Raw genomic sequence first — 25,840 nt, forward strand, 5'->3', positions numbered from 1 at the left:
GAGGTCCTCCGACATGACGCAGCACATGGCGACGACCGGCGTCGTCCGCCCCGTCAGACGCTGGCGGGCGGCAGCCCTCGCCGGCGTGACCACGCTCGCCACGGTGGCGACGATCGGCGTCGTCGACGTCGGCACCGCCTCGGCGGCGACCGTCGACACCAACGCGACCTACGTAGTCATCTCCCGACACAGCGGCAAGGCCCTGGACGTCTTCGAGTGGGCCACCAACGACGGTGCGCCGATCGTCCAGTTCGCCCGCAACGACCTCGCCGTCCAGCAGTGGCGGTTCGTCGACGTCGGCAGCGGCTACTACAAGGTCCGCTCGGTGCACAGCGGCAAGGTGCTGGAACTGCCCAACGCCAACGACGGCACCCGCCTGGTCCAGATGACCGACAACAACAACACCCGACAGCACTTCCGGCTCGCCGACTCCGACGGCGGGCACGTCCGGTTCATCAACCGGCACAGCGGCAAGGCCCTGGACGTCTGGGAGTGGTCGACCGCCGACGGCGCCCCGATCGCCCAGTTCACCGACCTGAACGGCGCCAACCAGCAGTGGCGGCTGGTCACCGTCGGCGGCGGGGGCACGCCCCCGACCACCCCACCGCCGTCGGGAAGCTGGCCCACCCCGACCGGACAGGTCAGCGTCAACGGCACCATCTCGGTCTCCGGCACCCTGGACGGCGGGATGCGCCGGTACTGCTGCATCGGCGACGGCGGTCAGGAAGAGGACCAGGACCCGATGTTCAGGCTCGCCTCCGGCGCCACCCTGCAGAACGTCATCATCGGCGCCCCCGCCGGGGACGGCGTGCACTGCTCCGGGCCGTGCACGCTGCGCAACGTCTGGTGGGAGGACGTCGGCGAGGATGCCGCCACCTTCCGGGGCAGCGGATCGCCGAGCTTCCTGGTCGACGGCGGTGGTGCGCGCAGTGCCAGCGACAAGGTCTTCCAGCACAACGGGCCCGGCACGCTGACCATCCAGAACTTCCAGGCCAGCAACTTCGGCACCTTCTACCGGTCCTGCGGCAACTGCTCGACCCAGCACCGGCGCAACGTCGTCATCCGCAACGTCACGCTGACCCGGCCCGGCAACACCGTCGCCGGAATCAACGTGAACTACGGCGACACCGCCCGGTTCACCGGGATCACCATCGTCAACGACTCCGGCCGGTCCATGGTGATCTGCCGGAAGTACAACGGCAACGACGACGGTGACGAACCCACCCAGGTCGGCACCGGCGCCGACGGCACCAACTGCATCTACTCCTCGTCCGACCTCACCTACCGGTAGCCGGCCCGGCCTACCGGTAACAGCCGGCCCGCACCGGGCGGGTCCGCGCGACACGTGCGCGGGCCCGCCCACCCCGGCGCCTCGGGCACCGTCGGGCGACACCCCGGCAACGGCGTCCCGCCGCCGGTCAGTGCGACTCGCGGGCCACCCGGTCGCCGCTGGCACCTACCAGGAACTCCAGGTCGGCGCCGGTGTCGGCGCCGAGCACGGTGTCGACGTACAGTCGCTCCCAGCCCCGCGCCGGCTGGGCGAAGGCGGTGGTCATCGCCTCGGCCAACGGTCGGGCCGCCAGGTCGCCGGCCGGGATATCCACGTCGAGCCGCCGCGCCTGCACGTCGAGCACGATCGGATCGCCGGTGCGTACCCGGCCGAGCGGCCCACCGGCGGCGGCCTCCGGCGCGACGTGCAGCACCACGGTCCCGTACGCGGTGCCGCTCATCCGGCCGTCGCAGACCCGCACCATGTCGCGGACGCCCCGGCGCAGCAGCTTCTCCGGCAGCGGCAGGTTGGCCACCTCCGGCATCCCCGGGTAGCCCTTCGGTCCGCAGCCGCGCAACACCAGTACCGAGTCGGCGTCGACGTCGAGATCCGGGTCGTCGAGCCGGGCGTGCAGCTCCTCGACCGAGTCGAAGACGACCGCCCGGCCCCGGTGCCGCAGCAGGTGCGGCGAGGCGGCGGCGGGCTTGATGATCGCGCCGGCCGGTGCGAGGCTGCCGCGCAGCACCGCGATCCCCGCCTCCGGCAGCAGCGGCGCGCTGCGGGTCCGGATCACCTCCGGGTCACTGATCTCGTGCCCGGCCAGGTAGTCGCCGATCGGCCGGCCGGTCACCGTCGGCGCCGCCGGATCGAGCAGGTCGGCGACCTGGTTCAGCACGGCCGGCAGGCCACCGGCCCGGTGGAAGTCCTCCATCAGGAAGCGGCCGGCCGGTTGCAGGTCCACCAGCAGCGGTACGCCGCTGCCGAGCCGGTCGACGTCGTCCAGGGTGAGCGGCACACCGACCCGGCCGGCGACGGCCAGCAGGTGCACCACCGCGTTCGTCGAACCGCCCAGCGCGGCCAGCGCCACGATCGCGTTCCGGAAGGACCCCTCGGTCAGCACCTGGCTCGGCCGGCGCTGCTCGGCGACCATCTCCACGATCAGCCTGCCGGTGCCATGGGAGCGGGCCAGCAGCCGGCTGTCGGCGGCGGGCAGACCGGCCGTGCCCGGCAGGGTCATCCCGAGTACCTCGGCGAGCAGCCCCATCGTCGAGGCCGTGCCCATGGTGTTGCAGTGCCCACGGCTGCGGATCATCGACGACTCGGAGGCGAGGAACCCGTCCGGGGAGAGCGTTCCGGCGCGTACCTCCTCGGAGAGTCGCCACACGTCGGTGCCACAGCCGAGCGGCACGCCCCGGAACGTACCGGTCAGCATCGGGCCGCCGGGCACCACCACCGCCGGCAGGTCGACCGAGGCGGCACCCATCAGCAGCGCCGGGATGGTCTTGTCGCAGCCGCCGAGCAGCACCACCCCGTCGACCGGGTTGGCCCGGATCATCTCCTCGATCGCCATCGCGGCCATGTTCCGCCACAGCATCGCCGTCGGCCTGACCTGCGTCTCCCCCAGCGAGACGACCGGCAGGTTCAGCGGCACGCCGCCGGCCTCCCAGATCCCGTTGGCGACGCTCGACGCCACCTCGTCGAGGTGCCGGTTGCAGGGGGTGAGGTCGGAGGCGGTGTTGGCGATCGCGATCTGCGGGCGTCCCTCGAACGCCGAGTCCGGCGCGCCACGCCGCATCCACGCGCGGTGCAGGTAGGCGTTACGGTCCGAACCGGCGTACCACTGATCGCTCCGGAGTACAGGCATACTCTCCATTATCAAGAACAACTTCGGGTACGCCCACGCCGTCCTCCCCGAATCCCGGCCTCGCCACGGCACACCGCCGGGTCCGGGACGGTGAGCTGAGGCGTGCGTGCCTTCGTGGTGACCGGTCCGGGTGCGGCCGAGGTACGTGAGGTCGAGTCGCCGGTCGCCGGGGTGGGCGAGGTCGTCGTCGACGTGCTCCGGGCCGGGGTCTGCGGCACCGACGCCGAGTTCTTCTCCGGGCTGATGGCGTACCTGCACAGCGGCGACGCCCGTTATCCGCTGCGGATCGGCCACGAGTGGTGCGGAGTGGTCTCCTCGGTCGGCCCCGGCGTGCACGACGGCTGGCTGGGGCGGCGGGTCACCGGCGACACCATGCTCGGCTGCGGCCGGTGCGCCCGGTGTCTCGGCGGACGGCAGCACCTCTGCGCGGACCGGCACGAGATCGGCATCCGGGGCGGCTGGCCGGGTGCGCTCGCCGAGCGACTGCCGGTGCCGGTCCGGGCATTACACCGGCTCCCCGACCAGGTCGACGCGACGCTCGGCGCACTGGTCGAGCCGGGCGGCAACGCGCTGCGGGCGGTCGAGGCGGCACAGGTCGGCCCCGACCGGCGGCTGCTGGTGCTCGGGCCGGGCACCATCGGCCTGCTGGTGGCGCAGATCGCGGCGGCCCGGGGTGCCGAGGTGCACCTGCTCGGCCGGGACGAGCCCTCGCTCGACCTCGCCCGCCGGCTCGGCTTCGAGTATGCCTGGACCGCGCGGACGGTGCCGGAGCCGGCGGCACTCGCCTTCGACGCGGTGGTCGACGCCGCCAACGACGAGCGGCTGCCGGCGTACGCGGTGCAGCGGGTGGAGCCGGGTGGGCGGGTCGTCTACATCGGACTAGCAGAACGGCCGAGCCTGCTCGACACCCGTGACCTGGTACTCAAGGACGTGACGGCGGTCGGTGTGCTCAGCGCCTCCGGCGGGCTCGCCGGCACGATCGAGCTGTACGCCTCGGGAGCGGTCGACCCGCGCCCGCTGGTGGCGGCGACGGTCGGGCTGGACGAGGTGGTGGCCGTGCTGCGGGGCGAACGCGACCCCGGATGGGGCGCCGCCCCGAAGATCCACGTCGATCCGCGCCGCTGAGTGTCGCTCGGCCCGGCCACGCGGCCGGATCGCATCCGCGGGATGCTCGTCGCCCTGGCCGAAGACCCGGCGGGCCGGAGCAGGCGTTCGCCGAACACCAGCAGCAGGGCGATCGCGCCGAGCAGGGCGCCGAGCAGGGCCGTGCTGTGCACGCCGTGGGTCGGCAGCGCGAGGCCGCCGACGAAGGCGCCCGCGGTGATGCCAACGTTGACGGCGGCGGAGACCGTGGCGGCGGCAAGGTCGGAGCGCCCGGGTGCCACCTGGAGCACGAGGCCGCCGAGCGTGGCGGTGAACGCGGCGAACGCCAGTCCGGCCAGGGCGATCAGGGCGACGGCCAGGCCGGGCCGGTGGCCGAACGCGTAGAGCCCGAGCAGTGCCGCCGACTGCAGGACGACGGTCGTGACCAGGGTGAGCCAGGGGCTGCGGTCCACCACCGCTCCGACGGCGAGGATGCCGAGCACGCTGACCACGCCCCGGACCAGCAGGACGGCCCCGACCGACGAGCCGGCGAGCCCGCTGACCTCGGTGATGAACAGGGCGAGATAGGTGTAAGCGGCGATGGCACCGGCGGTCGCCAGCACGGCCACCGCCACCAGCAGCCAGAATCGGCGGACGTCGGGCGTCGCGCCCCGGGCCGCATGTCCGTCCCCGGGCCGGGTCGAGGGCAGCAACGCGGACACCACGGCGAGCACGAGCGCGCCGAGCCCGGACACCGCCAGGAAGGACGCCTGCCAGCCGGCCCGCTCACCCAGCCAGGTGCCGGCCGGCACGCCGAGGACCAGCGCGACGGTGCCACCGGCAAAGACCACCGCGACCACCCGCCCGCGCAGTGCCGGCCGGAACAGTTCGGCCGCGGCCGGCACCACCACCGCCCAGAACAGCGCATGGGTCGCCGCGGTCGCCATCCTGGCGGCCAGCAACAGCGCGAACGTGTTCGCCAACACGGTGACCGCGTTGCTGACGACGAAGCCGGCCAGCAGCGTCGAGAGCAGCCGTCGACGCGGAACTCTGCGGACCAGCGCCGTCAACGGGACCGAGGCGACCATCACCACCGCCCCGTACACGGTGACCAGCATGCCCACCCGCGCTGGCGCAACGGCGAGGTCTTCGGCCATCGGGAGCAGCAGCCCGACCGGCAGCGCCTCGGCGGTGGTGTAGAGGAACGTCCCACCGGACATGCCCGCCAGCGCGCCCACTGCCCGCCAGTGCCCCATCCAACCTCCCATGGTTACCCCCTAAACCAGTTATGCCGGAAACCGTAGTGCTGCCGCCGAACCCGGTCAACTGGTAAAGTCGGTTTCGATGGAAACAGGCGAGGACGGGGCGCGGACACGCGACGACCCGACCCGGACAGGCATTGCCGGAACCCGGGCGGGCGCTGACGTGACGCGGATGCGTCTGGTCGGCGGCAACCTCGCCCTGGACTTCGTCAACACCCGCTCCGGTCCACCCACCGGGCCGCCGGACGACGACGTGCTCACCGGCTATCCCGAACTGGTCGCCTGGGCCGGATACGCGGGTGTCCTCACCGACACGGAGGCGGCGGCGCTGCGCCGGCTGTCCCGCGAGGATCCGGACTCCGCCCGGGTCACCTGCACGCGAGCCCTGCACACCCGGGACTATCTCGACGCGCTGTTCCGGGCGCTCGCCGCCGGTCGGAACCCCGGCCCGGACGTGCTGACCAGGCTGCGCGACGACGCGGCGGACGCGCTCGGCCACGCGCGGCTCGACCGGGGAAGCCCGTACGTCTGGAGCTGGCGGGACGACCGCAGTCTCGACCGACCGCTACGGCCGGTGGTGCACGCGGCGGTCCAACTGATCACCACGGGCGGGCTGGACCGGATCAAGGGCTGCGGCGGCTGCCGCTTCGTCTTCCAGGACGAGAGCAAGAACCGCAGCCGCCGTTGGTGCAGCATGGACGACTGCGGGACCGCCGAGAAGATGCGACGCTACGTGGCCGCCCGCCGCGCACGCAGATAGGTCCGCATCGCCGTTTCGCCGAACACCGCTCGACCGTCGACAGCGGCGCAGTCCTCGATCCGCCACAGGTGGTGCGCCCCGACGATCAGGGCGTACCCGCCCGTCGGGTGGGTACCGGCGCGTCCGGGCGGAGCAGTCCCAACCCGACCAGCTCCGACCAGAACTCGTCGGACGGCGGCTCGGCACCGTGCAGTGCGGCGTTCCGGCGTACCTGCTCGGGGTTGTGCGCACCGACCACCACGGAGGCGACCGCCGGATGGGCGGCGGCGAAGGCGAGCGCCGCCGCCGGCAGCGTCGTGCCGTGTTCGGCGCAGAGCGTGGCGATCGTCCGAGCCCGGTCCAGGATCTCGGCCGAGGCGTCGGTGTAGTCGTACGGAAGTCCGGCGTGCGGCCGCTCGACCGCGAGCAGCCCGCTGTTGAAGACGCCCGCATTGAGCGCCGAGACACCGCGCCGCTCGCACTCCGGCAGCAGCGTGTCCAGTGCCGGCTGCTCCAGCAGGGTGTACCGGCCGGCGATCATCACCGCGTCGATGTCGGTCTCGGCGACGAACCGGTGCAGCACCTGCCACTGCTTCGAGCCGATTCCGATGGCGCCGACCACGCCCTGGGCCCGCAGCTCGTGCAGGGCCGGATAGCACTGCTCCAGCGCCGGTGTCTGGTGGTCCTCCGGATCGTGGATCAGCACCAGGTCGATCCGGTCCAGGCCGAGCCGCAGCAGGCTCGCCTCCAGCGACCGCCGGACGCCGTCGGCGCTGAAGTCCCAGCGCCGCCGGTGGTCGGCGGGTACGTCGAAACCCTCGTCGTCGCGCCGCCCCGCCCCGGATCGGTCCGGTACGAGCAGCCGCCCCACCTTGCTGCTCACGGTGTACCCGTCGCGCGGCAGCGTACGCAGCGCGTCGCCGAGCCGCCGCTCGGAGAGCCCGAGCCCGTAGTGCGGGGCGGTGTCGAAATAGCGGATGCCGCATTCCCAGGCCACCCGCACGGTCGCCAGCGCCTCGGCCTCATCGACCGCCCGGTAGAGGTTGCCGATCGGGGCGCAGCCGAGGCCCAGCGGGCTCACGGCCACCGTGGAGCGTCCCACCCTGCTCCCGGTCATTCGCCCGCCCGTCGCGCTCGTCGTCGGTCCGATCCGGTCTGCATGGCCGCTCCTTCCGCGATGCGTGCACCGGTGTGCGTCGTCCCGTCCGCCTGCCTGCCTGCCGATGTGGGATCGTCTCGTCCGTCAGCCTGCCGGCCGATGTGGGATCGTCTCGTCCCTCAGTCTGCCGGCCGGGGCGGGAGCCGCAGCCCGTACATGCCGCCGTCGACCCCGAGCACCGTGCCGGTGATCGCCCCGGACTGCGGGCTGGCGAGGTGGGCGATCGCCGCCGCCACCTCGTCCGCGCCGACCAGCCGGCCGGTGGGCTGGCGGACCCGGAGCGCGGCGAGTTCCGCCGCCGGGTCGTCGGCGGAGTCCAGCAGCCGGCGTACCCAGGGCGTGTCCACGGTGCCGGGGTTGACGCAGTTGACCCGGATCCCCTCCCGGACGTGGTCAGCGGCCATCGCCAGGGTCAGCGCCTGCACCGCCCCCTTGCTCGCGCTGTAGAGGGCCCGGTTGGGTAATCCCGCCCAGGCCGCGATCGAGCAGGTGTTGACGATCGCGGCGTGCGCCGAGCGGCGCAGGTGCGGCAACGCGGCCCGGGTCACCCGGACCATCCCGACCACGTTCACGTCGAGCACCCGGTGCCACTCCTCGTCCGGGTTGCTCTCCACGGTGCCCTGCGCACCGATTCCGGCGTTGTTGACGAGTACGTCGATGCCGCCGAGCGTCTCGACGGCGGTGGCGACCCCGGCGCGTACCGAGGCGTCGTCGGAGATGTCGGTGGCGATGCCGAGCAGGGGTGCGCGGAGACCGTCGGGATTCAGGTCCAGGCAGCCGACCCGGGCGCCCCGGGCGGCCAACAGGGTGGCGGTGGCCAGGCCGATGCCGGAGGCGCCGCCGGTCACCACCGCCGTCAGGCCGGTGAAGTCGCCCCGGTCGGTCGGGAAGCGTACGTCGGCGAGCTCCGGTTCGCCGACGCTCATGCCTGTCCCAGTGTCTGGCGCTGCCGGCCCAGTCCGTCGATCTCCAGTTCGACGACGTCACCCGGGCGCAGATACGGCTTCGGCTCGGGCTGGCCGAGCGCCACCCCGGCGGGAGTGCCGGTGTTGACGATGTCGCCGGGACGCAGCACCAGGAAGTGGCTCAGGTAGTGCACGATCTCCGCCACCGGGAAGACCATGTCGGCGGTGTTGCCGTCCTGCCTGAGCGTGCCGTTGACCCAGAGCCGCAGCCCGAGGTTCTGCGGATCGGGCACCTCGTCGGCGGTGACCAGCCAGGGGCCGAGCGGGTTGAAGGTCTCGCAGTTCTTGCCCTTGTCCCACTGGCCGCCGCGTTCGAGCTGGAACTCCCGCTCGGAGATGTCGTGCGAGACGGCGTAACCGGCGACGCAGCCGAGCGCCTCCTCCGGGCTGGCCAGGTAGCGGGCGGTCCGCCCGATCACCACCGCCAGCTCGACCTCCCAGTCGGTCTTGGTGCTGCCGCGCGGCACCAGCACCTGGTCGTGCGGGCCGACCACGGTGTCCGGGGCCTTCATGAAGATCACCGGTTCGGCGGGGAGCGGGGCGCCGGTCTCCGCGGCGTGGTCCCGGTAGTTCAGGCCGATGCAGATGATTTTTCCCGGGCGCAGCGGTGGCCCGACCCGCAGCCCGTCGGGAAGCACCGGCAGACCTTCGACGTCGAGCCCGGCGAGCCGCTCCATGCCGCCGCCGGCCAGGAACGGGCCGTCCAGGTCGCCGACCACTGCGCCGAGGTCGCGCAACCGTCCGGCCCCGTCCAGCAGCGCCGGAGTTTCCTGCCCAGGCGCGCCCACCCGCAACAACCTCACCCGTCGCCCCCCAGAACTCCGTGCCCGACCCGCCAGGAATACCCCCGATGCCTACCAGGTGGCCTCGGGAGGGCACAAGAGCGGTCGTCCGCCCGGGACGACGGCGAATCGTCGGAATAGCGGTCAGAAACTGACCGCTATGAACCGTAGCGTCACGGTGACCAGTACGGCGAGGCGACTTGAAAAGGGTGATGACCATGTCGACGACGACCTCCGAGAGCACCGTGACCGGTGAGCGGGCCGATCTGCTGGAGTCCCTGGGCGGGGCGCGGCACTTCCTGCGCCTCACCGCGCGAGGGCTCAGCGACGAGCAGGCGGCCACCCGCAGCACGGTCAGCGAGCTCTGCGTGGGCGGGTTGATCAAGCACGTGACGGCGGTGGAACACCAGTGGACCCGGTTCATCGTCGAGGGCACCTCGGCGATGCCCGCCGGTGACGATCCGGCCGGATACGAGGAGCACGCGGCCGGATTCCGGATGGAACCCGGGGAGACCCTGGCCGGGCTGCTGCAGGAGTACGAGGCCGTCGCGCGGCGCACCGACGAGCTGGTACGCACGCTGCCCGACCTCGACGCCGGCCACGAACTGCCGCCCGCGCCGTGGTTCCAGCCCGGTGCCAGGTGGAGCGCGCGGCGGGTACTCCAGCACATCGTCGCCGAGACGGCCCAGCACGCCGGGCACGCCGACATCGTTCGAGAGGCCATCGACGGGGCCAAGTCGATGGGTTAGCCGGGCGTGGTTCACGGCGAGCCCTCGCGCGGGCTCGCCGTGAGCGGTGCCGGGGTCAGGGAGCGAGGTCTCGGGGTACCACCTGCCCCGTCGGGGCGAAGCGACCGGTCAGCCGTTCCTGGCCAGCGGGGGCTCCATCTGGCTGCCACCGTCGTCGACCCGACCGTCGATCAACACCGCGCCGAGGCTGTAGCCGTAGTAGCCGTTGCCGAAGCTGAACACACCGGCGGCCGCGATGTACGGCGTACACCCGGCGGCTTCCGCCTGGGTGCCGTCGACCCGGCGGTCGCGCCTGGGGTCAGCCTTTCACCGCTCCGGTCAGTCCCCCGACGATCCGACGCTGGAAGATGCTGAAGAAGAGCAGCGCCGGGAGCATCGACAGGGAGGTGAAGGCGAGGACCTTGGCCGTGTCGACCGAGTACTGCGACGCGAAGGCCTGCACGCCGAGGGGCAGTGTGAAGGTCTCCTCCCGGTTGAGGATGAAGAGCGGCAGCAGGTAGCTGTTCCAACTGGAGATGAAGGTCAGGATGCCGACGGTGATGACCCCCGGCTTGGAGAGCGGCAGCACCATCCGCCAGAAGAAGCCGAGCCGGCTGCATCCGTCGATCGACGCCGCCTCCTGGATCTCGTCCGGAATCGCCCGGACGAACGGGACCAGGATGATGATCGTCATCGGGATGGCGAACCCGATCTGCGGGAGGATCACCCCGGGCAGCGTGTTCATCAGGCCGAGGGTTCGGACCAGGATGTAGAGCGGGGTGATCGCCACGGTGAGCGGAAACATCAGGCCGGCGGCGAAGAGCGAGTACATGGCGCCCTGGCCCCGGAACCGGTAGCGGGCCAGGATGAAGCTCGTCATCAGGCCGAGGGTGACCACACCGCCGGTGGTGAATCCGGCGACGATCGTGGAGTTGAGCACCTGTTGCCAGAACACCCCGCCGGTCAGCACGTCGAGGTAGTTTCCGGTCTCCCACGGGCTCGGCCATCCCGCCGGGTCGGTGGTGATCTGCGAGTTCGTGCGGAATCCGCCGATGACGATGTAGGCGACCGGGGCCAGCATCGCCCCGACGAGCAGCAGCGCGACGAAGTACACGGCCGGGCTTCCCCAGGCCGCTCTCCGGCTGGCTCGGGTCGGCCTGCCTGCGGCTACGGCAGTCGCGGACATCAGCGCTTCCCTCCGGTGATCGCGCCCTCGGTGTCACGGCGCAGGACGAACCGCTGGTAGACCAGTGCCACGACGAGCGAGACGAAGAACAGGACCACGGCCACGGCGTTGCCGTACCCGTACTGCCCGGCGTTGCGGCCGTTGGCCACCATGTACGTGGCCATCGTCGACGTCCCGGCCGTGGCGGCGACGTACTGGCCCCAGATGATGTAGACCAGGTCGAACAGTTGCAGGGCACCGATCATCGACAGGAAGGCCCAGATCCGGATCGTCGGCCCGAGCAGCGGCAGCGTGACACGGCGCTGGATCTGCCAGTAGGACGCCCCGTCGATCGCCGCCGCCTCGATCAGCTCGTCCGGGATGCCCTGCAACCCGGCGAGGAAGAGGATCACGGCGAACCCGATGTACTTCCAGGTGAGGATGCCCATCAGGGTCCAGATCGCCTTCTCCGGGTCGGAGAGCCACTCGCTGCGCAGCCAACCCAGGCCGAGATCCTGGAGCACGGAGTTGACGGCCCCGTCGCCCTGGAGCATCAGGCTCCAGCCGGTGCCGACCACCACCTCGGAGATCACGTACGGGACGAAGACGAGTACCCGGATGAGCGTCTGTCCCCGCATCTTCCGGTTCAGCAGCAGCGCGAGCAGGACCGCGGCCGGTCCCTGGAGCACCAGCGACAGCACGACGATCGCGGCGTTGTGCTGTAGCGCGTCGATGAAGGTGCCGTCCTTGAAGATGAACAGGTAGTTCTCGAGTCCCACGAACTCGGTGGGCGGGCCGTACCCCTGCCAGCTGAAGAAGCCGTAGTAGGCGGCCATGACGACGGGGAAGATGACGAAGGAGAGGAAGACGAGCAGCGTCGGCCCCGTCATCAGCGCGATCTCCAGCCGGGCGGGCCAGCCGATGCCCTTCCGGGCGCGGCGCCGGGTCGGGGGCGGCACCACCTGGGCGCCACCCCCGACCGGCGTCACGTCCGCCGACCGGCCCTGCGCGAGCGGCACGCTCTCGCGGTCTGTGTCGACCATGTACGGATCTCTAGGCCCGCTTGGCAGCGGTCTTGACCGCGTTCACGATGTCCTCGGGGCTGCCCTTACCGGCCAGCAGGTTCACCACCGCGGTGTTGAGGGCGTTGCCGACGTTCTGCCCGTAGACCGTGTCCAGCCACTGGGAGACGAACGGGGCCTTGTTGTAGGCCTCGAGCACGGACTTCAGGTGCGTCTCGGTCACCACGCCCTGCGCCTCACTGTTCACCGGCGGCGCGTGGAACGCCTTGTAGTGGGCCTCCTGCACGCTCGTCTGCACCATGTAGTTGAGGAAGGCGGTGCACTCCGCCTTGGGAGCCTGCACGGAGCACGAGTAGCCGTCGACGCCGCCGAGGATGGCGCCGGGCTCACCCGCGCCGCCCTCGATGCTGGGGAACGGGAACCAGCCCAGGTCGGGCAGCGGCTTCTCGTCCGGCGTCAACGAGGCGATGACGCCCGGGTTCCAGGCGCCCATGAGTTCCATCGCCGCCTTGTGGTTGGCGAGAAGGCCGGCCGAGCTTCCCGCGCCCTGCTGGGCCGACGTCGTCAGGAAGCCGGAGTTGAACGGCTTGGTCGCGGCGAAGCTCTGGACGTCCTGACCTGCCTTCAGCCAACAGGGGTCGTCGAACTTCATGGTCTTGGCGGTCTCGGTGACCGTACTGGTGCTGCACTCGCGCAGCGCGAAGAAGTAGTAGTAGAAGGCGGCCGGCCAGGCGTCCTTGCCGCCGAGGGCGATCGGCTGGGTGCCGGCGGCCTTCAGCTTCTCGACCGCGGTCTGGAGCTCGGCGAGCGTGGCCGGCGGCTGGGTGATACCGGCCTTGGCGAACAGGTCCTTGCTGTAGAAGAAGCCGCCGGGCAGCACCGCCATCGGCATCGCGTAGACCTTGCCGTCGATCGTCTGCGCCTTGAACGACCCCTCCGAAACCACCTTCTTGGTGGCGTCGGTGATCCCGTCCGTGATGTCCATCAGCTGGCCGGCCTTGACCATCGCGGCCATCTTGCCTCCGCCGCGCTGCATGAACACGTCCGGAGCGTCACCGGAGTTGAGCGCGGTCTGGAGCTTGCCGTCCATGTCCTCGTTCTGGATGGACTGGATCTCGATCTTCACGTTCGGGTTGGCGGCCTCGAAGTCGGCGACGGTCTTGTCCCAGAACGCCTTGCCCGGACCCGTCGTGGCGTTGTGCCAGAAGCGCATGGTGACCTTGCCGCCGCTGCTACCGTCGCCCTCCGAGTCCCCACAGGCGACTGTTCCCAGGACGCCCGTCGCCAGGACTACCGACAGAGTCAGTAGCTTTCCTGCCCTCATCAACCTGTCCTCTCTGCCGAGCGCACCCAGGTGGGATTCCATCTGGGTGAACGGGAACGCCGATCCCGGTGTCCGGCGTGGACGTGCGTTTCCCTGTTGTCGACAGGCGCCGGTCCGACGGGCCGGGCTCGCAGCCGCGTACATCCGTCGCCAGCTCCGTCGGGCGTCACCTCAACTGTCCATCGACGGGCAAAGACTCGCAGACGGCACCGAAAAATACAAGACACGTTTCTGAAACTTCCGGGCCTCGGAGAGCGCCGAGGGTAACGCCCTCGTCGCGGTGCGAGGCGGCCACGCCGGTGCCGTCAGGCGATGACGTGTTAGGCGACGCCTCAGCCGCCCCGCCGACGAGCATCGGGTTGCCAATGGCCCGGCAACCACTCGGGTTGCCGGGATCACCGGCGGGCCCACGCACCCTACTATCGGAGAAGTTCCGGAAGATGTTATTGCTTACCCACGGCTACCATCGCCGCTGTGGCCCTGCCGGCCGCACGCCGGCGTGGCTTACACCCGGTTGGCGTCACGGGCCGCCGGCCAATGGAATCGGCCGCGTCCTGGTCAGCCGGTTCCGGACTGTAGCGCGTCGTCGAGCCACCGCCCGAGACGCGGCGCCGCGGTACCGCTGCCGCGCCAGGCCAGGTGAGCGTCCGGCCGCACCAGCCAGCAGTCCTGCCGCTGGCGCGGATCGTCGGGAACGAGTCTCACGATCGGGTCGCCGAGGCGTTTGCGTGCCTCGGCGAGGTGCTGACCGGCCTCGCCGGCGGGGGCCAGGAGCGCCCAGCGCTTACCGAGTTCGGCGTGCAGGCGGGTGGGTGTGCCGTCGGGGCGGGTACACGCCAGGTCCGGGACGCGGTCGCCGGGCCGTGGCCGGCGACCCAGCCTGGACCCGGCACCTCGGGCCAGCGGGCCGCGCCGGTACGTCACCCACAGTTGGGACGCGAGCTGGCTGGCGCGACGCTGCACCGACGGCATCGCGGCGACCGGGACCAGCACTCGCTGGCGCAGGAACCGCATGAACGGACTGTCACCCACCTGCAGTCGGGTTGCCGTGGTGGTCTGTTTCAATACCTCGGTCGCCAACGGCCGCCGTTCGGCCTCGTAGGTGTCCAGCAACGCGTCCGAAGCCCTGCCGTGCGCGACCAGGGCGATCTTCCAGGCGAGGTTCTCCGCATCGCCCATCCCGGTGACCATGCCCTGGCCACCGAGCGGGCTGTGGATATGGGCCGCGTCTCCGACGAGGAAGATCCGACCCTGGCGATAGGTGTCGGCCAACCGGCGGTGCACCCGGAAGACCGACGTCCAGACCACGTCCTTGATCTGGATGTCGGTGTGTCCGGTGCGCTGCGGCAGCAGTTCGCGAATCCGTTCCAGGATCTCCTGCTCGCCCTGCCTGTCGTCGCCCGCCGGGTCGTAGGCCATCAGCCGCCACAGGTCGTCCGCGCGGCCAACCTCGCGCATCGGCACCGCGAACACCGGGCCGTCCCGGTGTGGCCAGCCGTGCCCCCCGGCCCGGTCGACCGGCCAGTCGGCGTGCACGTCGGCCAGGAGGAAGTGTTCGGTCAGGCGGGCGCCCGGAAAGCCTATTCCGGCCAGTTTGCGCACGGTACTGTGTGCCCCGTCGCAACCGGCGAGCCACCGACACCGCACCGCCGTACCGTTGCCGAGCACGCCGGTGACCGTGTGCTCGTCCTGGTTGACGTCGACCAGCGGGGTGCCCCAGTCAATGTCGACGCCGAGTTCCTTGAGCCGGCGCCGCAGTTCGGCCTCGACATCCGCCTGCGAGACGTACAGCGCGGGGCGGTCCGTTCCCAGGCCGACGTCACCGAACCGGACCGTCACCGCCGGCTGTCCATCGAGGTATTGCGTGATCGTCAGAGCCGTGAGCGAACGCTCCGGCAGGTCACCGAGACCGCCGAGCCGATCAAGCACCTCCACGCCCCGGGCGTGCAGGATGTTCGCCCGTGACGTCGAGGCCGGTCCCGAGGCGGCGTCCACCACCCGAACGGACACCCCGTGCAGGCGCAACGCGCACGCCAGCGCCAGGCCGGACGGCCCAGCACCGACCACCAGTACATCGGTGTCCACGTCCACCACGACCTCCACGACTGTCTCCTACACGCCGGAACGGTTCCGTTCCATTCACAGGCTAGTCAGCGACCGCGATGGAACGCAACTGTTCCGTTCCGTACTACACTCTGCGCGATGACCGAACCAATCCGAACGCGACCCGCGACCGGCGCGGCTGTGCTGCGGGAACGCGTCACCGACGCGATCACCGCGGCGGCTCTGGACGAGCTCGCCGAGTCAGGCTACGCCCGCATGTCCATGGAAGCGGTCGCTCGGCGCGCCCGCGTCGGCAAAGCCGCCATCTACCGACGCTGGCCCTCGAAACAGGTCATGGTCGAACAGATCGTCAGCGACCTCGCCCGCACCGCCGTCCCGATCCCCGACACGGGAAGCCTGCGCGACGACGTCAGCAGCTACGTCGCGCACGCCACCGCACTCAGGGAGGATCTGCGTACCACCCGCGTCATCGCCGACCTGAGCGTCGAAGCGATCCGTAACCCCCAGTTGGCGCAAGCCTTCTCCGCTGCGCTGCGTGAACCCCGCCGTGTCGCCGGAGCAACGATGCTCCACCGGGCCATCGATCGAGGAGAACTCCCGGTGGACCTCGACGCCGACCTCGCGTTGGACTGCCTCATCGGCCTCACGTACGCGCGCCCGCAATCCCTCACCGCCTCCGGCGAACTCGCCGACCCGTACCAGCAACAACGACTTGTCGACGTCATCCTCACCGCACTGGCCGCCTGCCACCGATAGCGGGCTATCAGCCTCAGCCGTGCTCTTCGGAGCCGCGCACCTGGCCGGCTTCCCGTCCGGCCGTCGGCATGGTCATGGCCGGAACCTGGGGGATCTGGTTCGTCGACGGCTCGTTCGGCTGGCTCTCCTGGCAGACGGTGCCACGGTCAGCGCTGGTCCTGCTCGCCCTCGCCGTACCGCCTACCGCTCCACCTCCGGCGAGGACGACGGTGTGGAGGACGGCGCGGCGGAGAGGTCCCGGGACCGCAGCTGCCGGGCGTACTCGGCCAGGGGTTCGAGCCCGACATCGCGGCGACGGGCGTCCACTCCGGCGGGATCCTCGATCGGCCGTGGCTGGAGGTCGCCCTCGCCGTCCGGGCCGTACCAGAACTGGGTGCCGTAGAGCTGCGGCCGCCCCTCGGCCAGCCGGGTGCGGTCGGTCAGGTACGCCAGGTGCGCCGGCTCCGCCTCCCCCGCCCGGACCGCTTCGGCAAGCAGGGACAGACAGCGGCGCTGGAACCCGGGATCGAGGTCCGCGTGCTGCGCGAGCAGCCAGGCGGCGACCGACGCCTCCTCACCCACCTCGCTGCGGCGGGGCCAGCCGTGCCGGTCGAGCAGCGCGGCCAACCACGCCGTGTTGTCGACGTCCACCGCCTCGATCCGGGCCCGGACCTCCGGGTCGACCTCGCGGCCAGTTGCCTCGGCGCGGGCCCGCTGGTCACTGTCCATCCGCGCGACCAACTCGGCCCCGAGCGCAGCGTCCGGCATCTCCCCAGCATCGTCGAACCCAGGGCAAGGTCACCACCGCCGACTCCGCCGTGGAGAAATCCTTCACGTACGGGATCGGGGAAGTTAGAATTTTCTATGCTCCGAGGTCTCGCTCTCGCGGTCGCCGCGCTCGCGGCCAGCCCAGTGCTCGTCACCCCCGGGGTCGCCACCGCCGCGACGACACCGGCCGCGCTCGTCATCGGCAGCGGCTTCCCCGATCCGGACGTGATCAGGCACGGCACCACCTACTACGCGTACTCGACCAACAGCGCCCACGGGAACGTCCCGGTCGCCACGGCCAGTTCCCTGGCCGGACCGTGGACCCGGCGGCCGGACGCGCTGCCGAATCTCGGCGCCTGGGCCAGCGGCGGCCTGACCTGGGCACCGGACGTCTCGGCCCGGGCCGACGGCACGTTCCTGCTCTACTACACCGCCCGGAGCCGGGCCGTCGGGCGGCAGTGCATCGGGGCTGCGGTCGCCACCTCCCCGCTGGGCCCGTTCAGCCCGGTCGGCACCGCACCGCTGGTCTGCAACGGCGGCGAGGGCGGAGACATCGACGCGTCGAGTTTCGTCGACGACACCGGCGTGCGCTACCTGCTCTACAAGGACGACGGCAACGCGATCGGGCAGCCGACCAGCCTCTGGCTGCAACGGGTCGCCGCCGACGGGCTGACCATGCAGGGCTCCCGGGTCGAACTGCTGCGCAACGACCGCCCGGAGGAGGCCGGCGTGATCGAGGCGCCGGTGCTGACCAGGGTCGGCTCCCGCTACGTGCTGTTCTACTCGCTCGGCGGCTACGGCGGCGCCGGATACCAGACCAGCTACGCCACCTCGACCTCGCTGACCGGCCCGTACACCAAGGCGTACCGGTCACTGATCACCACCGCGACCACCGACGGGCACGTCACCGGCCCCGGCGGCGCCGACGTGCTGCGCGAGCCCGGTGGCGACTCCATCGTCTTCCACGGCTGGCTGCCCGGGAACACCGCCCGGGGCATGTACGTGGCGGCGCTCGGCTGGAGCGGCGGATATCCCGTGGTCCGGGGCAGCAGGGTCCGCTACGAAGCCGAGCGCGGCGTACTGCACAACTGTGCCGTACGCAGCACCGCGAGCGCCTCCCAGGGCCAGGTGGTGGCGTACCTCGACCATCCGGACAGCTGGGTCGAGGTGAGCGTCTTCGCCCCACGGGCCGGCGGCTACACCGCGTACCTCAGCTATGCCGCCGGGTACGGCGACGCCCAGCACACGCTGACGGTGAACGGCGGCGCCAGCCAGGTCGTCGACTATCCGAACTCCGGGTGGGAGAACTGGCGGCAGGTGGCGGTCAGCGTCACCCTCGCCGCCGGCCTCAACACCCTGCGGCTGAACCATCGCAGCCGGTGGGCGGAACTCGACCACATCGAGATCGCCTAGGCCGCCTCGAACGCCGCGCCCACCTCGCCGGTACGCATCGCCGGGACGAGCCGGCGCAGCGCGTCGACGGTCATCGGCGTCGGGTTGTTCGCCCGCGGATACTCGGCGGCGCAGCGCCGGGCGATCCGGTCGTCGGCGTCCTCGCCGATGCCCAGCTCCGCGAGCGTCGTCGGCAGTTCCAGCCGGCCCAGCAACGCCCGCACCCCGTTCGCCGCCTCGATCAGGTCACCACTGCGTCCCGAGGTGAGGGCCCGGGCGAGGGTACCGGCGCAGTCCGGCGCCAGCCCGCCGGAGTTGAACGCGATGCAGTACGGCAGCGCCAGCCCCGACGCCACCCCGTGCGGTACGGAGCGCTCGTGCGCCACGCAGTAGGCGAGCGAGTGCCCCAGCAGTACACCGGCGTTGAGCGCCTGGCCCGCGAGGTGCGACGCCCAGAGGCAGGCCGCCCGGGCCTCGGTTTCGCCGTGCCGGGCCGCCTCCAGGTTGCCGACCAGCAGGGCGATCGCCTGCGTGGCGTGGTGCACGGTCATCGGCGAACGGTCGGTCGACATCAGCGACTCGGCCGCGTGGGACAGCGCGTCCATCCCGGTGATCGCGACGATCCGGTCCGGCAGCCCGTCCAGCAGCGCCGGATCGAGCACGACGGCCGTGCCGACGTACCCGGCGGTGGCCGAGATGCGTTTCGCCCCGGCCACCGTCACCATCGCCGCCCGGGTCGCCTCGGAGCCCGTACCGCAGGTGGTGGGGACCATGACGAGTGGGGTGACCCCACCGGGCGGTTCGACCGGGCCGAGCCAGTCGGCGGCACCGCCCGCATTCCCGACCAGCAGCGCGATCAGCTTGGCGGCGTCCAGCACGGACCCGCCACCAACGGCGACGACGACGTCCGCCCGGACCTGCCGGGCCCGCGCCGCCGCCCGGTCGACGCGGACGTCGTCCGGTTCGGCGCCGAAACCGCCGACCACGGTCACCCGGTATGTCGCACCCAGCGCGTCGCGCATCGGTCCGAGCAGTCCGGCGTCCGCGACGGCGTCGTCGACCGCCACGAACACCGAGGCGCCGTCCGGCAGCCGCAGTCGGGACGACAGCACCCGGGCAACCAGCCCGGAGCTGCCCCGGCCGCTGACCACCGTGGCCGGCGAGATGAACTCGGCGGTCGCGCCGCTCGCCGGTAAGAACACCGTCTCCATCAGGTCTCCCTCGTTCACCGGAACCGGCCGGTCCGGGCCGATCCGCATCAGGCCCTGCGCAGTGGTTCCGCGCCGCCGGACTCCGCCGCCCCGGGCCCCGACGGCGTCCCGGGCCCCGACGGCACCCCGGGACCCGGCGGGGTACGGCGGACTCCCGAGTACAGGTCGCCGATGCTGTCCCGGTCGATGCCGGCGGTCGGCCCGTGCCAGACGATCCGCCCGCCGTTGAGCACGTGGATCTCCGAACAGGTGCGTTCAACCACCGAGAAGTTCTGCTCGACCAGCAGCACGGTGATGCCGCGCTCGTTCAGGGTGCGGATCGCCGCCGCCAGTTCGGAGATCAGCTTCGGTGACAGGCCGGCCGTGGGCTCGTCGAGCAGCAGCAGGTCACAGGTGGCCATCAGCCCTCGGGAGACCGCGAGCATCTGACGCTGGCCGCCGGAGAGGTTGCCGGCCGGGTCGCCGAGCCGGCCGGCCAGTACCGGGAAGATCTCCAGCACCGACTGCTGCGCCTGCTCGTACGGAGAGGCCCGCCGGCCGGTGAGCCAGGACAGCCGCAGGTTCTCGGCGACCGACAGTTCCAGTACGGCGGCCCGCTCCTGCGGCACCATCGCCAGGCCGAGCCGGCGCCGCCTGGCCGGGGAGAGCCGGCTGGCGACCTGCCCGCAGATCGACACCTGACCCGTGGTCCGGAGGAAGCCGGCCGCGGCCAGCAACAGGGTGGACTTCCCGGCACCGTTCGGGCCGAGCACACCCACCGCGCTGCCCCGCTCGACCCGCAGCGAGACGTCCGACGCCGCGGCCACGGCACCGTGGTACGCGGAGAAGTTGGTCAACTCCAGCGCCGCCGACAGCGGCCGGCCAGGATCGTTCCTCATCACGTCACCTCACCCAGGTACCGTTCGCGGACCTCGTGCGAGTCCAGGACCGTGGCCGCGTCCCCGCGGGCGAACTCCGCCCCCAGGTCCATCGCCACCACGGTGTCGGCCAGCGACCGGACCAGTTCGAGGTTGTGTTCCACCAGCAGCGCGGCGATCGAGGCCGACCTCAGTTTGTCGATCTCGGCCGCCAGGCGCTGCTGCTCGACCGGGGACAGCCCGGCGAAGGGCTCGTCGAGCAGCAGCACCCGGGCGCCGGTGACCATCGACCGGGCGATCTCGACCAGCCGCTGCTCCCCCAGGCTGAGTTCGCCCGGGCTGTGCTGGGCGAGCCGGTCGAGCCCGAGCGCCGCGAGTGCGGTGACGGCCCGGTCGCGCCGGTCCCGCGCGCCCCGGGCCAGCCCTGGCCCGCCGAGGACCTCGAACCATCGCCGGCGTACGTCGCCGGCGACCGTGCCCATCGCGACGTTCTGCCATACCGTCAGTTCCGGGATCAGCCGCGGTGTCTGGAAGGTACGCACGATGCCGAGCCGGCTGCGCTGCTGTGGCGAGAGCGGTGTGAGGTCGACGACCTCGTCGGCGAAGCGCACGGACATCGCCGCCACCGTGACCGGCACGAACCCGGAGAGCCCGTTGATCGCGGTGCTCTTGCCGGCGCCGTTCGGCCCGATCAGGGCCACGATCTCGCCGCCGCTCACGTCGAGGTCGAGCTGCGCGACCGCGACGACGCCGCCGAACTGCACGGTCATCCCGCGTACGCTGAGGTGAACCGTACTCATCCGCTGCTTCCTCTCAGCGCGTGGATCCGCCCGCCGGCCCAGCTCACGATCTGGTTGAGCCCCCGCGGCATGAACAGCGCCACGAAGGCGAGCGCGACCCCGTAGAACACCAGCCGGTACTCGGCGAGTGGCCGGAGCAGCTCGGGCAGGGTCACCACGACCACCGCGCCGAGTACCGGCGCCCAACGCCAACCCCGGCCCCCGATGATGGCGATGGCGATCAGCCGGATGGAGGTCTCCAGCGACATCTGGTCCGGCCCGATGTAGTGCACGAGTTGGGCCAGGAGTGCTCCCGCGACGGTGACCGGCACCGAGCTGATCATGAAGGCTAGCAGCCGCACCCGGGTCACCGACACACCGAGCGACTGGGACGCGGGGACGTCGAACCGGGTGGCCAGCATCGCGGCACCCAGCGGCGACTCCCGCAGGCTGCTCTGCAGGTAGTACGCCACCGCGAGGACCAGGCCAGCCGTCACCAGCACCTGCCCCGGACCGGCGAATCCGGGTACCGCGATCTGCGGGATCCCGCTGATCCCGGCGTACCCGCCGGTGAGTGGGGTCGCGTTCTGCACCACGACCACCGACAGCAGCCCGATGGCCAGGGTCGTGATGGCGAAGTAGTAGCCGACGACCCGGAGCGTGACCAGTACGATGACCGCCGCCACCAGCAGGGAGACGAGGATCGGCAGCAGTACCGCCAGCACCACCGAACTCGACTCGGCCAGCCTCGCCCAGCCGTACGCGCCGATGGCGAAGAAGGCGACGTGCCCAAGGGAGACCAGTCCGGTGTACCCGACGAGGATGTTCAGCCCGACGCCGGCCAGCGCGAATATCGCGGTCATCGCCGCGATCTGGGCCTCGTGCGGACCCAGTACCGCCGCGAGCGCGACCGCACCGCCGGCGATCGCCGCCGCCTCGACGAGATGCAGGCCCTGCCGGGTCGCCCCGGGAGCACCGCGGGCCGCCGCCATCAGACCACCCTCGCCTTCGCGCCGCGACCGGCCAGGATGCCCTGCGGGAGCACCAGCAGCACGGCCATGATGATGAGTGGCGCGATCGCCTGCCGGGTGGCGGTGTTGAGGTACCCCGCCGCGTAGTTCTCGGCGAGGCCGATGATCACGCCACCGACGACGGCGCCGTACGGGTGCCGCAACCCACCGATCATCGCGGCGGCGAATCCGCTGATGGTCAGCGCCACGCCCATGCTGGCGCTGACCAGCAGCACGGTGCCGAGCAGTGCGCCCGCGAACACCCCGACGATGCCCGCGAACACCCAGCCGACCACCGTCAGCCGGGCGACCTGCACTCCGGAGAGCCGTGCGGCGTCCACGTCGGCCGACATCGCGCGCATCTGCAACCCGATGTCGGTCTTCCGGTAGAAGACGAAGAAGGCGGCCATCAGCAGCCCGGCAGCGAGCAGGATCGCGAAGTAGTCGAACGAGATGCTGAACGACTCCAGCTTGATCGCCTGCGCGGTGACCGGACTCGTCAGCCGGTACGTCTCGGAGCCCAGCACGTTGTTGGCGAGATTCGCCAGTACGATCGAAACGCCGATCGTGCCGACGATGATCAGGTCGATGTCCCGCCGTCGGGCGATCGCCGGCCGGACGAAGAGGAGTCCGAGCAGCACGCTGGCGACCAGGACGACCGCGACCGCCTCCAGGAACCCGCTGAGGTAGCCGCCGCCGGCGGTGGTGCGGACGGCCACGAAGAGCGCCGCGACCATGACGATGTCGCCCTGGGCGAAGTTCAGCACGCCGGTGCCGTTGAACAGCGTCGAGATGCCGAGTGCCACCAGCGCGTAGCCGCAGCCGATGCAGAGCCCGATGATCGTGAAATAAAGTAGCTCAGTCATCTCCGGGTGCGGTCAGAGCGCGACCGTCTCTCCTGCCTTCCAGAGCCGGAAGGCCAGGTCGTCGGCCTTGATCGGAGCGCGCTCGGTCAGGTTCCACGGCGACTTGCCGCAGGCCAGACCCTCGATCGCGGTGGCCTTCGACAGCCACTCCTGCACCGCCGCCCGGCTGGTGCCGCCCTCCTTCAGCGCCCGGATCAGCACGGTCATGGCGTCGTACGCCGTCGCGCCCTCGAAGGTCAGCGGATCCTGCGGGTACTCCTTCGCCCAGGACTCCGCGAGGGCGCGGCTGGCCTGGGACTCGTTGCCCAGCGGGGTCATGAAGTAGAGGCCGTCGGCATCCTTGCCGGCGATCTCGCCGATCGCGATGTCACCGGCGGCCACGTTGCCGACGATCGGCACGTTCCACCCGATCTCCGCCTTGCCCTTGACCACCGCCGCGTACGGGGTGCCGAAGCTGAACATCGCGACGAAGTCCGGATTCTTGCGGCGCAGCGAGACGAGTTGCGGTGTGAGGTTCGAGGCGGTCGGCTCGAACGTCTCGGAGCCGACGATCTCCAGGTCGGAGGCGCCGAGGATGGTGTCGAGCTGTTGCTTGGCTGAGGTGCCGTACGCCCCGGTGTCGGTGAAGAGGCCGACCCGCCGGAAGTTGTTGCGGGCGGCGAAGTTGATCACGTTCTTGATCTGCTCCGAGTCCCGGGCGTTCACCTGGTACTGGAACGGGTTCTTGATCGCGTTGCTGGCGCCGAAGACGAACTCGGGCAGCCCGGCCGCCTGCACGGCGTCCGCCTGGGCGAGTGCGACCGGCGACGAGTGGGCACCGAACATCGCGACCGCCCCGGCCTGGGCGAAGCGGGTCACCAGCGGTACCGCCTCGCTCGGGTTGTTCGCGTCGTCCTGGAAGTCGACCTTGACGGAGATGTCGCCGAGTTCGCCCGACTCCTCGGCCTGCTTCAGGCGCAGTTCGATGCCTTTGCGGTACAGGTTGCCGGTCCGGGACACCGCGCCGGAGAACGGCAGCGCGACGCCGACCAGTACCTCGCCGGAACCTGACTCCTCACCGGTGGCGGTGACGCTGCCGGAGTCGAGGGAGCAGGCCGTCAGCGCGGTGGCGGCGAGCGCGAGGGCCAGGGTGGTACGGGTGGTCGCGGATATCCATCGTCGGGGTCGCCTGCGGTGGGACATCAGGTCTCCTGTTCCGGCCAGCGGTGCTGGCGGGTCTGTACGCCCGGACCGGGCGATTGGTGGAATGTCGGTGTTCCGGGTGGCACCGCTGCGCGGTGCCGACGCTCATCCCCAGGAGCCGGACGCCGTCATCGTTTGATCGCGATGGCCTTCGTCTCGACGTAGTCCTCGATCCCCTCGGTGCCGCCCTCCCGGCCCTGGCCGCTGTTCTTGAAGCCGCCGAAGGGCAGCTCCGGCCGGTTGGGCATGGCGTCGTTGACCCCGATGACGCCGAACTCCAGTCGCTCCATCGCGTCCCAGAGCCGGTTGAAGTCCGCACCGAACACGTAGGCGGCGAGGCCGTACGTGCTGTCGTTCGCCCGGGCGACGACGTCGTCGCCGTCGTCGAACGAATAGACCGGGAGTACCGGCCCGAAGGTCTCCTCGTGGGCGATCTGCATCCCCTCGTGCACCTCCGTCAGCAGGGTCGGCTGGTGGAAGGCCCCCTTGAGCCGGGGGTCGTCCGGAGTCCACCTCCCGCCGCCGACCAGTACGGTCGCGCCCTTCGCCACCGCGTCCCCGACGTGCCGCTCCACCTTGGCCAGGCCGGCGAAGTCGATCAGCGGACCGGTGGTCACCCCGGCGGCCAGCCCGTGACCGAGGCGCAGCGCGGCGATCCGCTCGGCGAGCCGGCCGGTCAGCTCGGCCGCCATGGCCCGGTGCACGAAGAGCCGGTTGATCGAGATGCAGCTCTGGCCCGCGTTGGGGAACTTCCCGAACATGATGTTGTCGACCGTGCTGTCCAGGTCCGCGTCGGGAAAGACGATGGCCGGCGAGTGACCGCCCATCTCCAGCGAGACGCGGCGCAGCACCGCACCCGGCCGGCGGGCCAGGCTCAACCCCACCTCGGTGGAGCCGGTGAAGCTCACCTTGCGGATCCGGGAATCGTCCATCACCGCGTCGACGACCTCGGCGGGGCGTGAGGTGGTGAGCACGTTCAGCACCCCGGGCGGAAGCTGCTCGTTGATCAGCCTGGTCACGGCGACCGCGATCAGCGGGGTCTGTTCCGCCGGCTTGGCGACCACCGGCGAGCCGGCCGAGAGGGACAGCCCGATCTTGCGCATCAGCATGCTCGCCGGGAAGTTCCACGGCGTGATCAGCAGCGCCGGCCCGACCGGAGCGGTGAGCACCACACCCCGGCCGTTGGCCGAGGACGGGGTGATCCGGCCGTACGCCCGGCGGCCCTCCTCGACCCCCCACTCCAGCATGGCGGCGCCCCGGAGGATCTCGCCGTGTGCCTCGGCGTACGGCTTGCCGTTCTCCACCGACAGCAGCCGGGCCAGGCCCTCGGCGTGGTCCCGGATGGCCTGTACGGCGGCCCGGAGCCGGGCCGACCGGGCCTCGGCCGCCTCGCCCCGCCAGGCGTCGTACGCGCCCACCGCCGCGTCGACCGCGGCCCGCGCCTCCGGCTCCCCGGCGTCGGCAGCCCGCCCGACGACCTCCAGGGTCGCCGGGTCGAATACCTCGAAGGTGGTCTCGGCCGTGCGCCACTCCCCGGCGACGAGCAGGGTCCGACCCGGCTCGCCGGGCAGCAGATCGGCGTCGAATTCCGCAGTGCCGGGTTGACCCATGAC

The 25,840-nt window shown here is 71.3% G+C and carries 22 protein-coding genes and 1 pseudogene; 6 read left to right on the forward strand and 17 right to left on the reverse strand.

Annotated features, from left to right (window positions below):
- The first annotated feature begins 13 nt into the window (after positions 1-13).
- Positions 14-1,291, forward strand: a complete 1,278-nt coding sequence (locus EV371_RS20855; protein WP_486484726.1) for a pectate lyase — start codon at positions 14-16, stop codon at positions 1,289-1,291.
- A 127-nt stretch (positions 1,292-1,418) separates the two neighbouring features.
- Here the strand turns inward: EV371_RS20855 and EV371_RS20860 are convergent, their stop codons facing one another.
- The gene (locus tag EV371_RS20860; RefSeq protein WP_130463537.1) at positions 1,419-3,134 is read right to left on the reverse strand and encodes a dihydroxy-acid dehydratase; all 1,716 of its coding nucleotides are present in this window, start codon (positions 3,132-3,134) and stop codon (positions 1,419-1,421) included.
- 102 nt (positions 3,135-3,236) lie between these two features.
- Here EV371_RS20860 and EV371_RS20865 point away from each other — a divergent pair, with 102 nt between their 5' ends.
- Positions 3,237-4,259: an alcohol dehydrogenase catalytic domain-containing protein gene (locus EV371_RS20865; protein ID WP_130463538.1), complete on the forward strand. Its 1,023-nt coding sequence runs from the start codon at positions 3,237-3,239 to the stop codon at positions 4,257-4,259.
- Between the two features lie 77 nt (positions 4,260-4,336).
- Here the strand turns inward: EV371_RS20865 and EV371_RS34485 are convergent.
- A pseudogene (locus EV371_RS34485) lies at positions 4,337-5,485 on the reverse strand (MFS transporter); the annotation flags it as partial.
- 166 nt (positions 5,486-5,651) lie between these two features.
- On the opposite strand from EV371_RS34485, the gene EV371_RS20875 reads away from it, so the two are divergent.
- On the forward strand, positions 5,652-6,239 hold the full coding sequence (locus tag EV371_RS20875; RefSeq protein ID WP_349340103.1) for a CGNR zinc finger domain-containing protein: 588 nt from the start codon (positions 5,652-5,654) through the stop codon (positions 6,237-6,239).
- Positions 6,240-6,324: 85 nt separating this feature from the next.
- Here EV371_RS20875 and EV371_RS20880 read toward each other — a convergent pair whose 3' ends face one another.
- The 3 genes from EV371_RS20880 to EV371_RS20890 all read right to left on the reverse strand — a co-directional run bounded on the left by EV371_RS20880 (position 6,325) and on the right by EV371_RS20890 (position 9,130).
- Positions 6,325-7,335, reverse strand: coding sequence for an aldo/keto reductase (locus EV371_RS20880; protein ID WP_130463541.1), 1,011 nt, complete (start codon positions 7,333-7,335; stop codon positions 6,325-6,327).
- 161 nt (positions 7,336-7,496) lie between these two features.
- Positions 7,497-8,303 carry an SDR family oxidoreductase gene (locus tag EV371_RS20885; protein ID WP_130463542.1) on the reverse strand — a complete coding sequence of 269 codons (807 nt, stop codon included), beginning with the start codon at positions 8,301-8,303 and terminating at the stop codon, positions 7,497-7,499.
- A complete protein-coding gene (locus tag EV371_RS20890) occupies positions 8,300-9,130 on the reverse strand; it encodes a fumarylacetoacetate hydrolase family protein (RefSeq protein ID WP_486484727.1) in 831 nt (276 codons plus the stop codon). The genes EV371_RS20885 and EV371_RS20890 overlap by 4 nt, the downstream gene beginning before the upstream one ends.
- A gap of 212 nt (positions 9,131-9,342) precedes the next feature.
- Here EV371_RS20890 and EV371_RS20895 point away from each other — a divergent pair, with 212 nt between their 5' ends.
- Positions 9,343-9,873, forward strand: a complete 531-nt coding sequence (locus EV371_RS20895) for a DinB family protein (protein ID WP_130463544.1) — start codon at positions 9,343-9,345, stop codon at positions 9,871-9,873.
- 298 nt (positions 9,874-10,171) lie between these two features.
- On the opposite strand, the gene EV371_RS20900 is transcribed toward EV371_RS20895, so the two are convergent.
- The 4 genes from EV371_RS20900 to EV371_RS20915 form a co-directional block, all read right to left on the reverse strand.
- Positions 10,172-11,038 carry a carbohydrate ABC transporter permease gene (locus EV371_RS20900; protein WP_130463545.1) on the reverse strand — a complete coding sequence of 289 codons (867 nt, stop codon included), beginning with the start codon at positions 11,036-11,038 and terminating at the stop codon, positions 10,172-10,174.
- Positions 11,038-12,060, reverse strand: coding sequence for an ABC transporter permease subunit (locus tag EV371_RS20905; RefSeq protein ID WP_130463546.1), 1,023 nt, complete (start codon positions 12,058-12,060; stop codon positions 11,038-11,040). Before EV371_RS20905 ends, EV371_RS20900 begins: the two co-directional genes overlap by 1 nt.
- A gap of 10 nt (positions 12,061-12,070) precedes the next feature.
- Positions 12,071-13,252: an extracellular solute-binding protein gene (locus EV371_RS20910; protein ID WP_486484728.1), complete on the reverse strand. Its 1,182-nt coding sequence runs from the start codon at positions 13,250-13,252 to the stop codon at positions 12,071-12,073.
- A gap of 669 nt (positions 13,253-13,921) precedes the next feature.
- Positions 13,922-15,466: an FAD-dependent monooxygenase gene (locus EV371_RS20915; RefSeq protein ID WP_207230560.1), complete on the reverse strand. Its 1,545-nt coding sequence runs from the start codon at positions 15,464-15,466 to the stop codon at positions 13,922-13,924.
- A 99-nt stretch (positions 15,467-15,565) separates the two neighbouring features.
- On the opposite strand from EV371_RS20915, the gene EV371_RS20920 reads away from it, so the two are divergent.
- Entirely contained in the window at positions 15,566-16,183 is a 618-nt protein-coding gene (locus tag EV371_RS20920; protein ID WP_130463548.1) for a TetR/AcrR family transcriptional regulator C-terminal ligand-binding domain-containing protein, read from the forward strand.
- Between the two features lie 180 nt (positions 16,184-16,363).
- Here the strand turns inward: EV371_RS20920 and EV371_RS20925 are convergent, their stop codons facing one another.
- Positions 16,364-16,930 carry a DUF6624 domain-containing protein gene (locus EV371_RS20925; protein ID WP_207230561.1) on the reverse strand — a complete coding sequence of 189 codons (567 nt, stop codon included), beginning with the start codon at positions 16,928-16,930 and terminating at the stop codon, positions 16,364-16,366.
- A gap of 96 nt (positions 16,931-17,026) precedes the next feature.
- Here EV371_RS20925 and EV371_RS20930 point away from each other — a divergent pair, with 96 nt between their 5' ends.
- Positions 17,027-18,343: a family 43 glycosylhydrolase gene (locus EV371_RS20930; RefSeq protein ID WP_130463549.1), complete on the forward strand. Its 1,317-nt coding sequence runs from the start codon at positions 17,027-17,029 to the stop codon at positions 18,341-18,343.
- Here EV371_RS20930 and EV371_RS20935 read toward each other — a convergent pair.
- The 7 genes from EV371_RS20935 to EV371_RS20965 all read right to left on the reverse strand — a co-directional run bounded on the left by EV371_RS20935 (position 18,340) and on the right by EV371_RS20965 (position 25,837).
- Complete coding sequence (locus EV371_RS20935; protein WP_165436773.1) at positions 18,340-19,533, reverse strand: iron-containing alcohol dehydrogenase; 1,194 nt, start codon at positions 19,531-19,533, stop codon at positions 18,340-18,342. The genes EV371_RS20930 and EV371_RS20935 overlap by 4 nt on opposite strands.
- Before the next feature lie 47 nt (positions 19,534-19,580).
- Complete coding sequence (locus tag EV371_RS20940; protein ID WP_130463551.1) at positions 19,581-20,411, reverse strand: ATP-binding cassette domain-containing protein; 831 nt, start codon at positions 20,409-20,411, stop codon at positions 19,581-19,583.
- Positions 20,411-21,190 (reverse strand): ATP-binding cassette domain-containing protein, encoded by a 780-nt coding sequence (locus EV371_RS20945; RefSeq protein WP_130463552.1) that lies wholly within the window; start codon positions 21,188-21,190, stop codon positions 20,411-20,413. Before EV371_RS20945 ends, EV371_RS20940 begins: the two co-directional genes overlap by 1 nt.
- Positions 21,187-22,161: a branched-chain amino acid ABC transporter permease gene (locus EV371_RS20950; protein ID WP_130463553.1), complete on the reverse strand. Its 975-nt coding sequence runs from the start codon at positions 22,159-22,161 to the stop codon at positions 21,187-21,189. The genes EV371_RS20945 and EV371_RS20950 overlap by 4 nt, the downstream gene beginning before the upstream one ends.
- A complete protein-coding gene (locus EV371_RS20955; protein ID WP_130463554.1) occupies positions 22,161-23,045 on the reverse strand; it encodes a branched-chain amino acid ABC transporter permease in 885 nt (294 codons plus the stop codon). Before EV371_RS20955 ends, EV371_RS20950 begins: the two co-directional genes overlap by 1 nt.
- Positions 23,046-23,057: 12 nt before the next feature.
- Complete coding sequence (locus tag EV371_RS20960) at positions 23,058-24,227, reverse strand: ABC transporter substrate-binding protein (RefSeq protein ID WP_130463555.1); 1,170 nt, start codon at positions 24,225-24,227, stop codon at positions 23,058-23,060.
- Between the two features lie 128 nt (positions 24,228-24,355).
- Positions 24,356-25,837 (reverse strand): NAD-dependent succinate-semialdehyde dehydrogenase, encoded by a 1,482-nt coding sequence (locus tag EV371_RS20965; RefSeq protein WP_130463556.1) that lies wholly within the window; start codon positions 25,835-25,837, stop codon positions 24,356-24,358.
- Positions 25,838-25,840 lie beyond the last annotated feature (3 nt).

It is taken from the genome of Plantactinospora sp. CNZ321 (assembly GCF_004217235.1).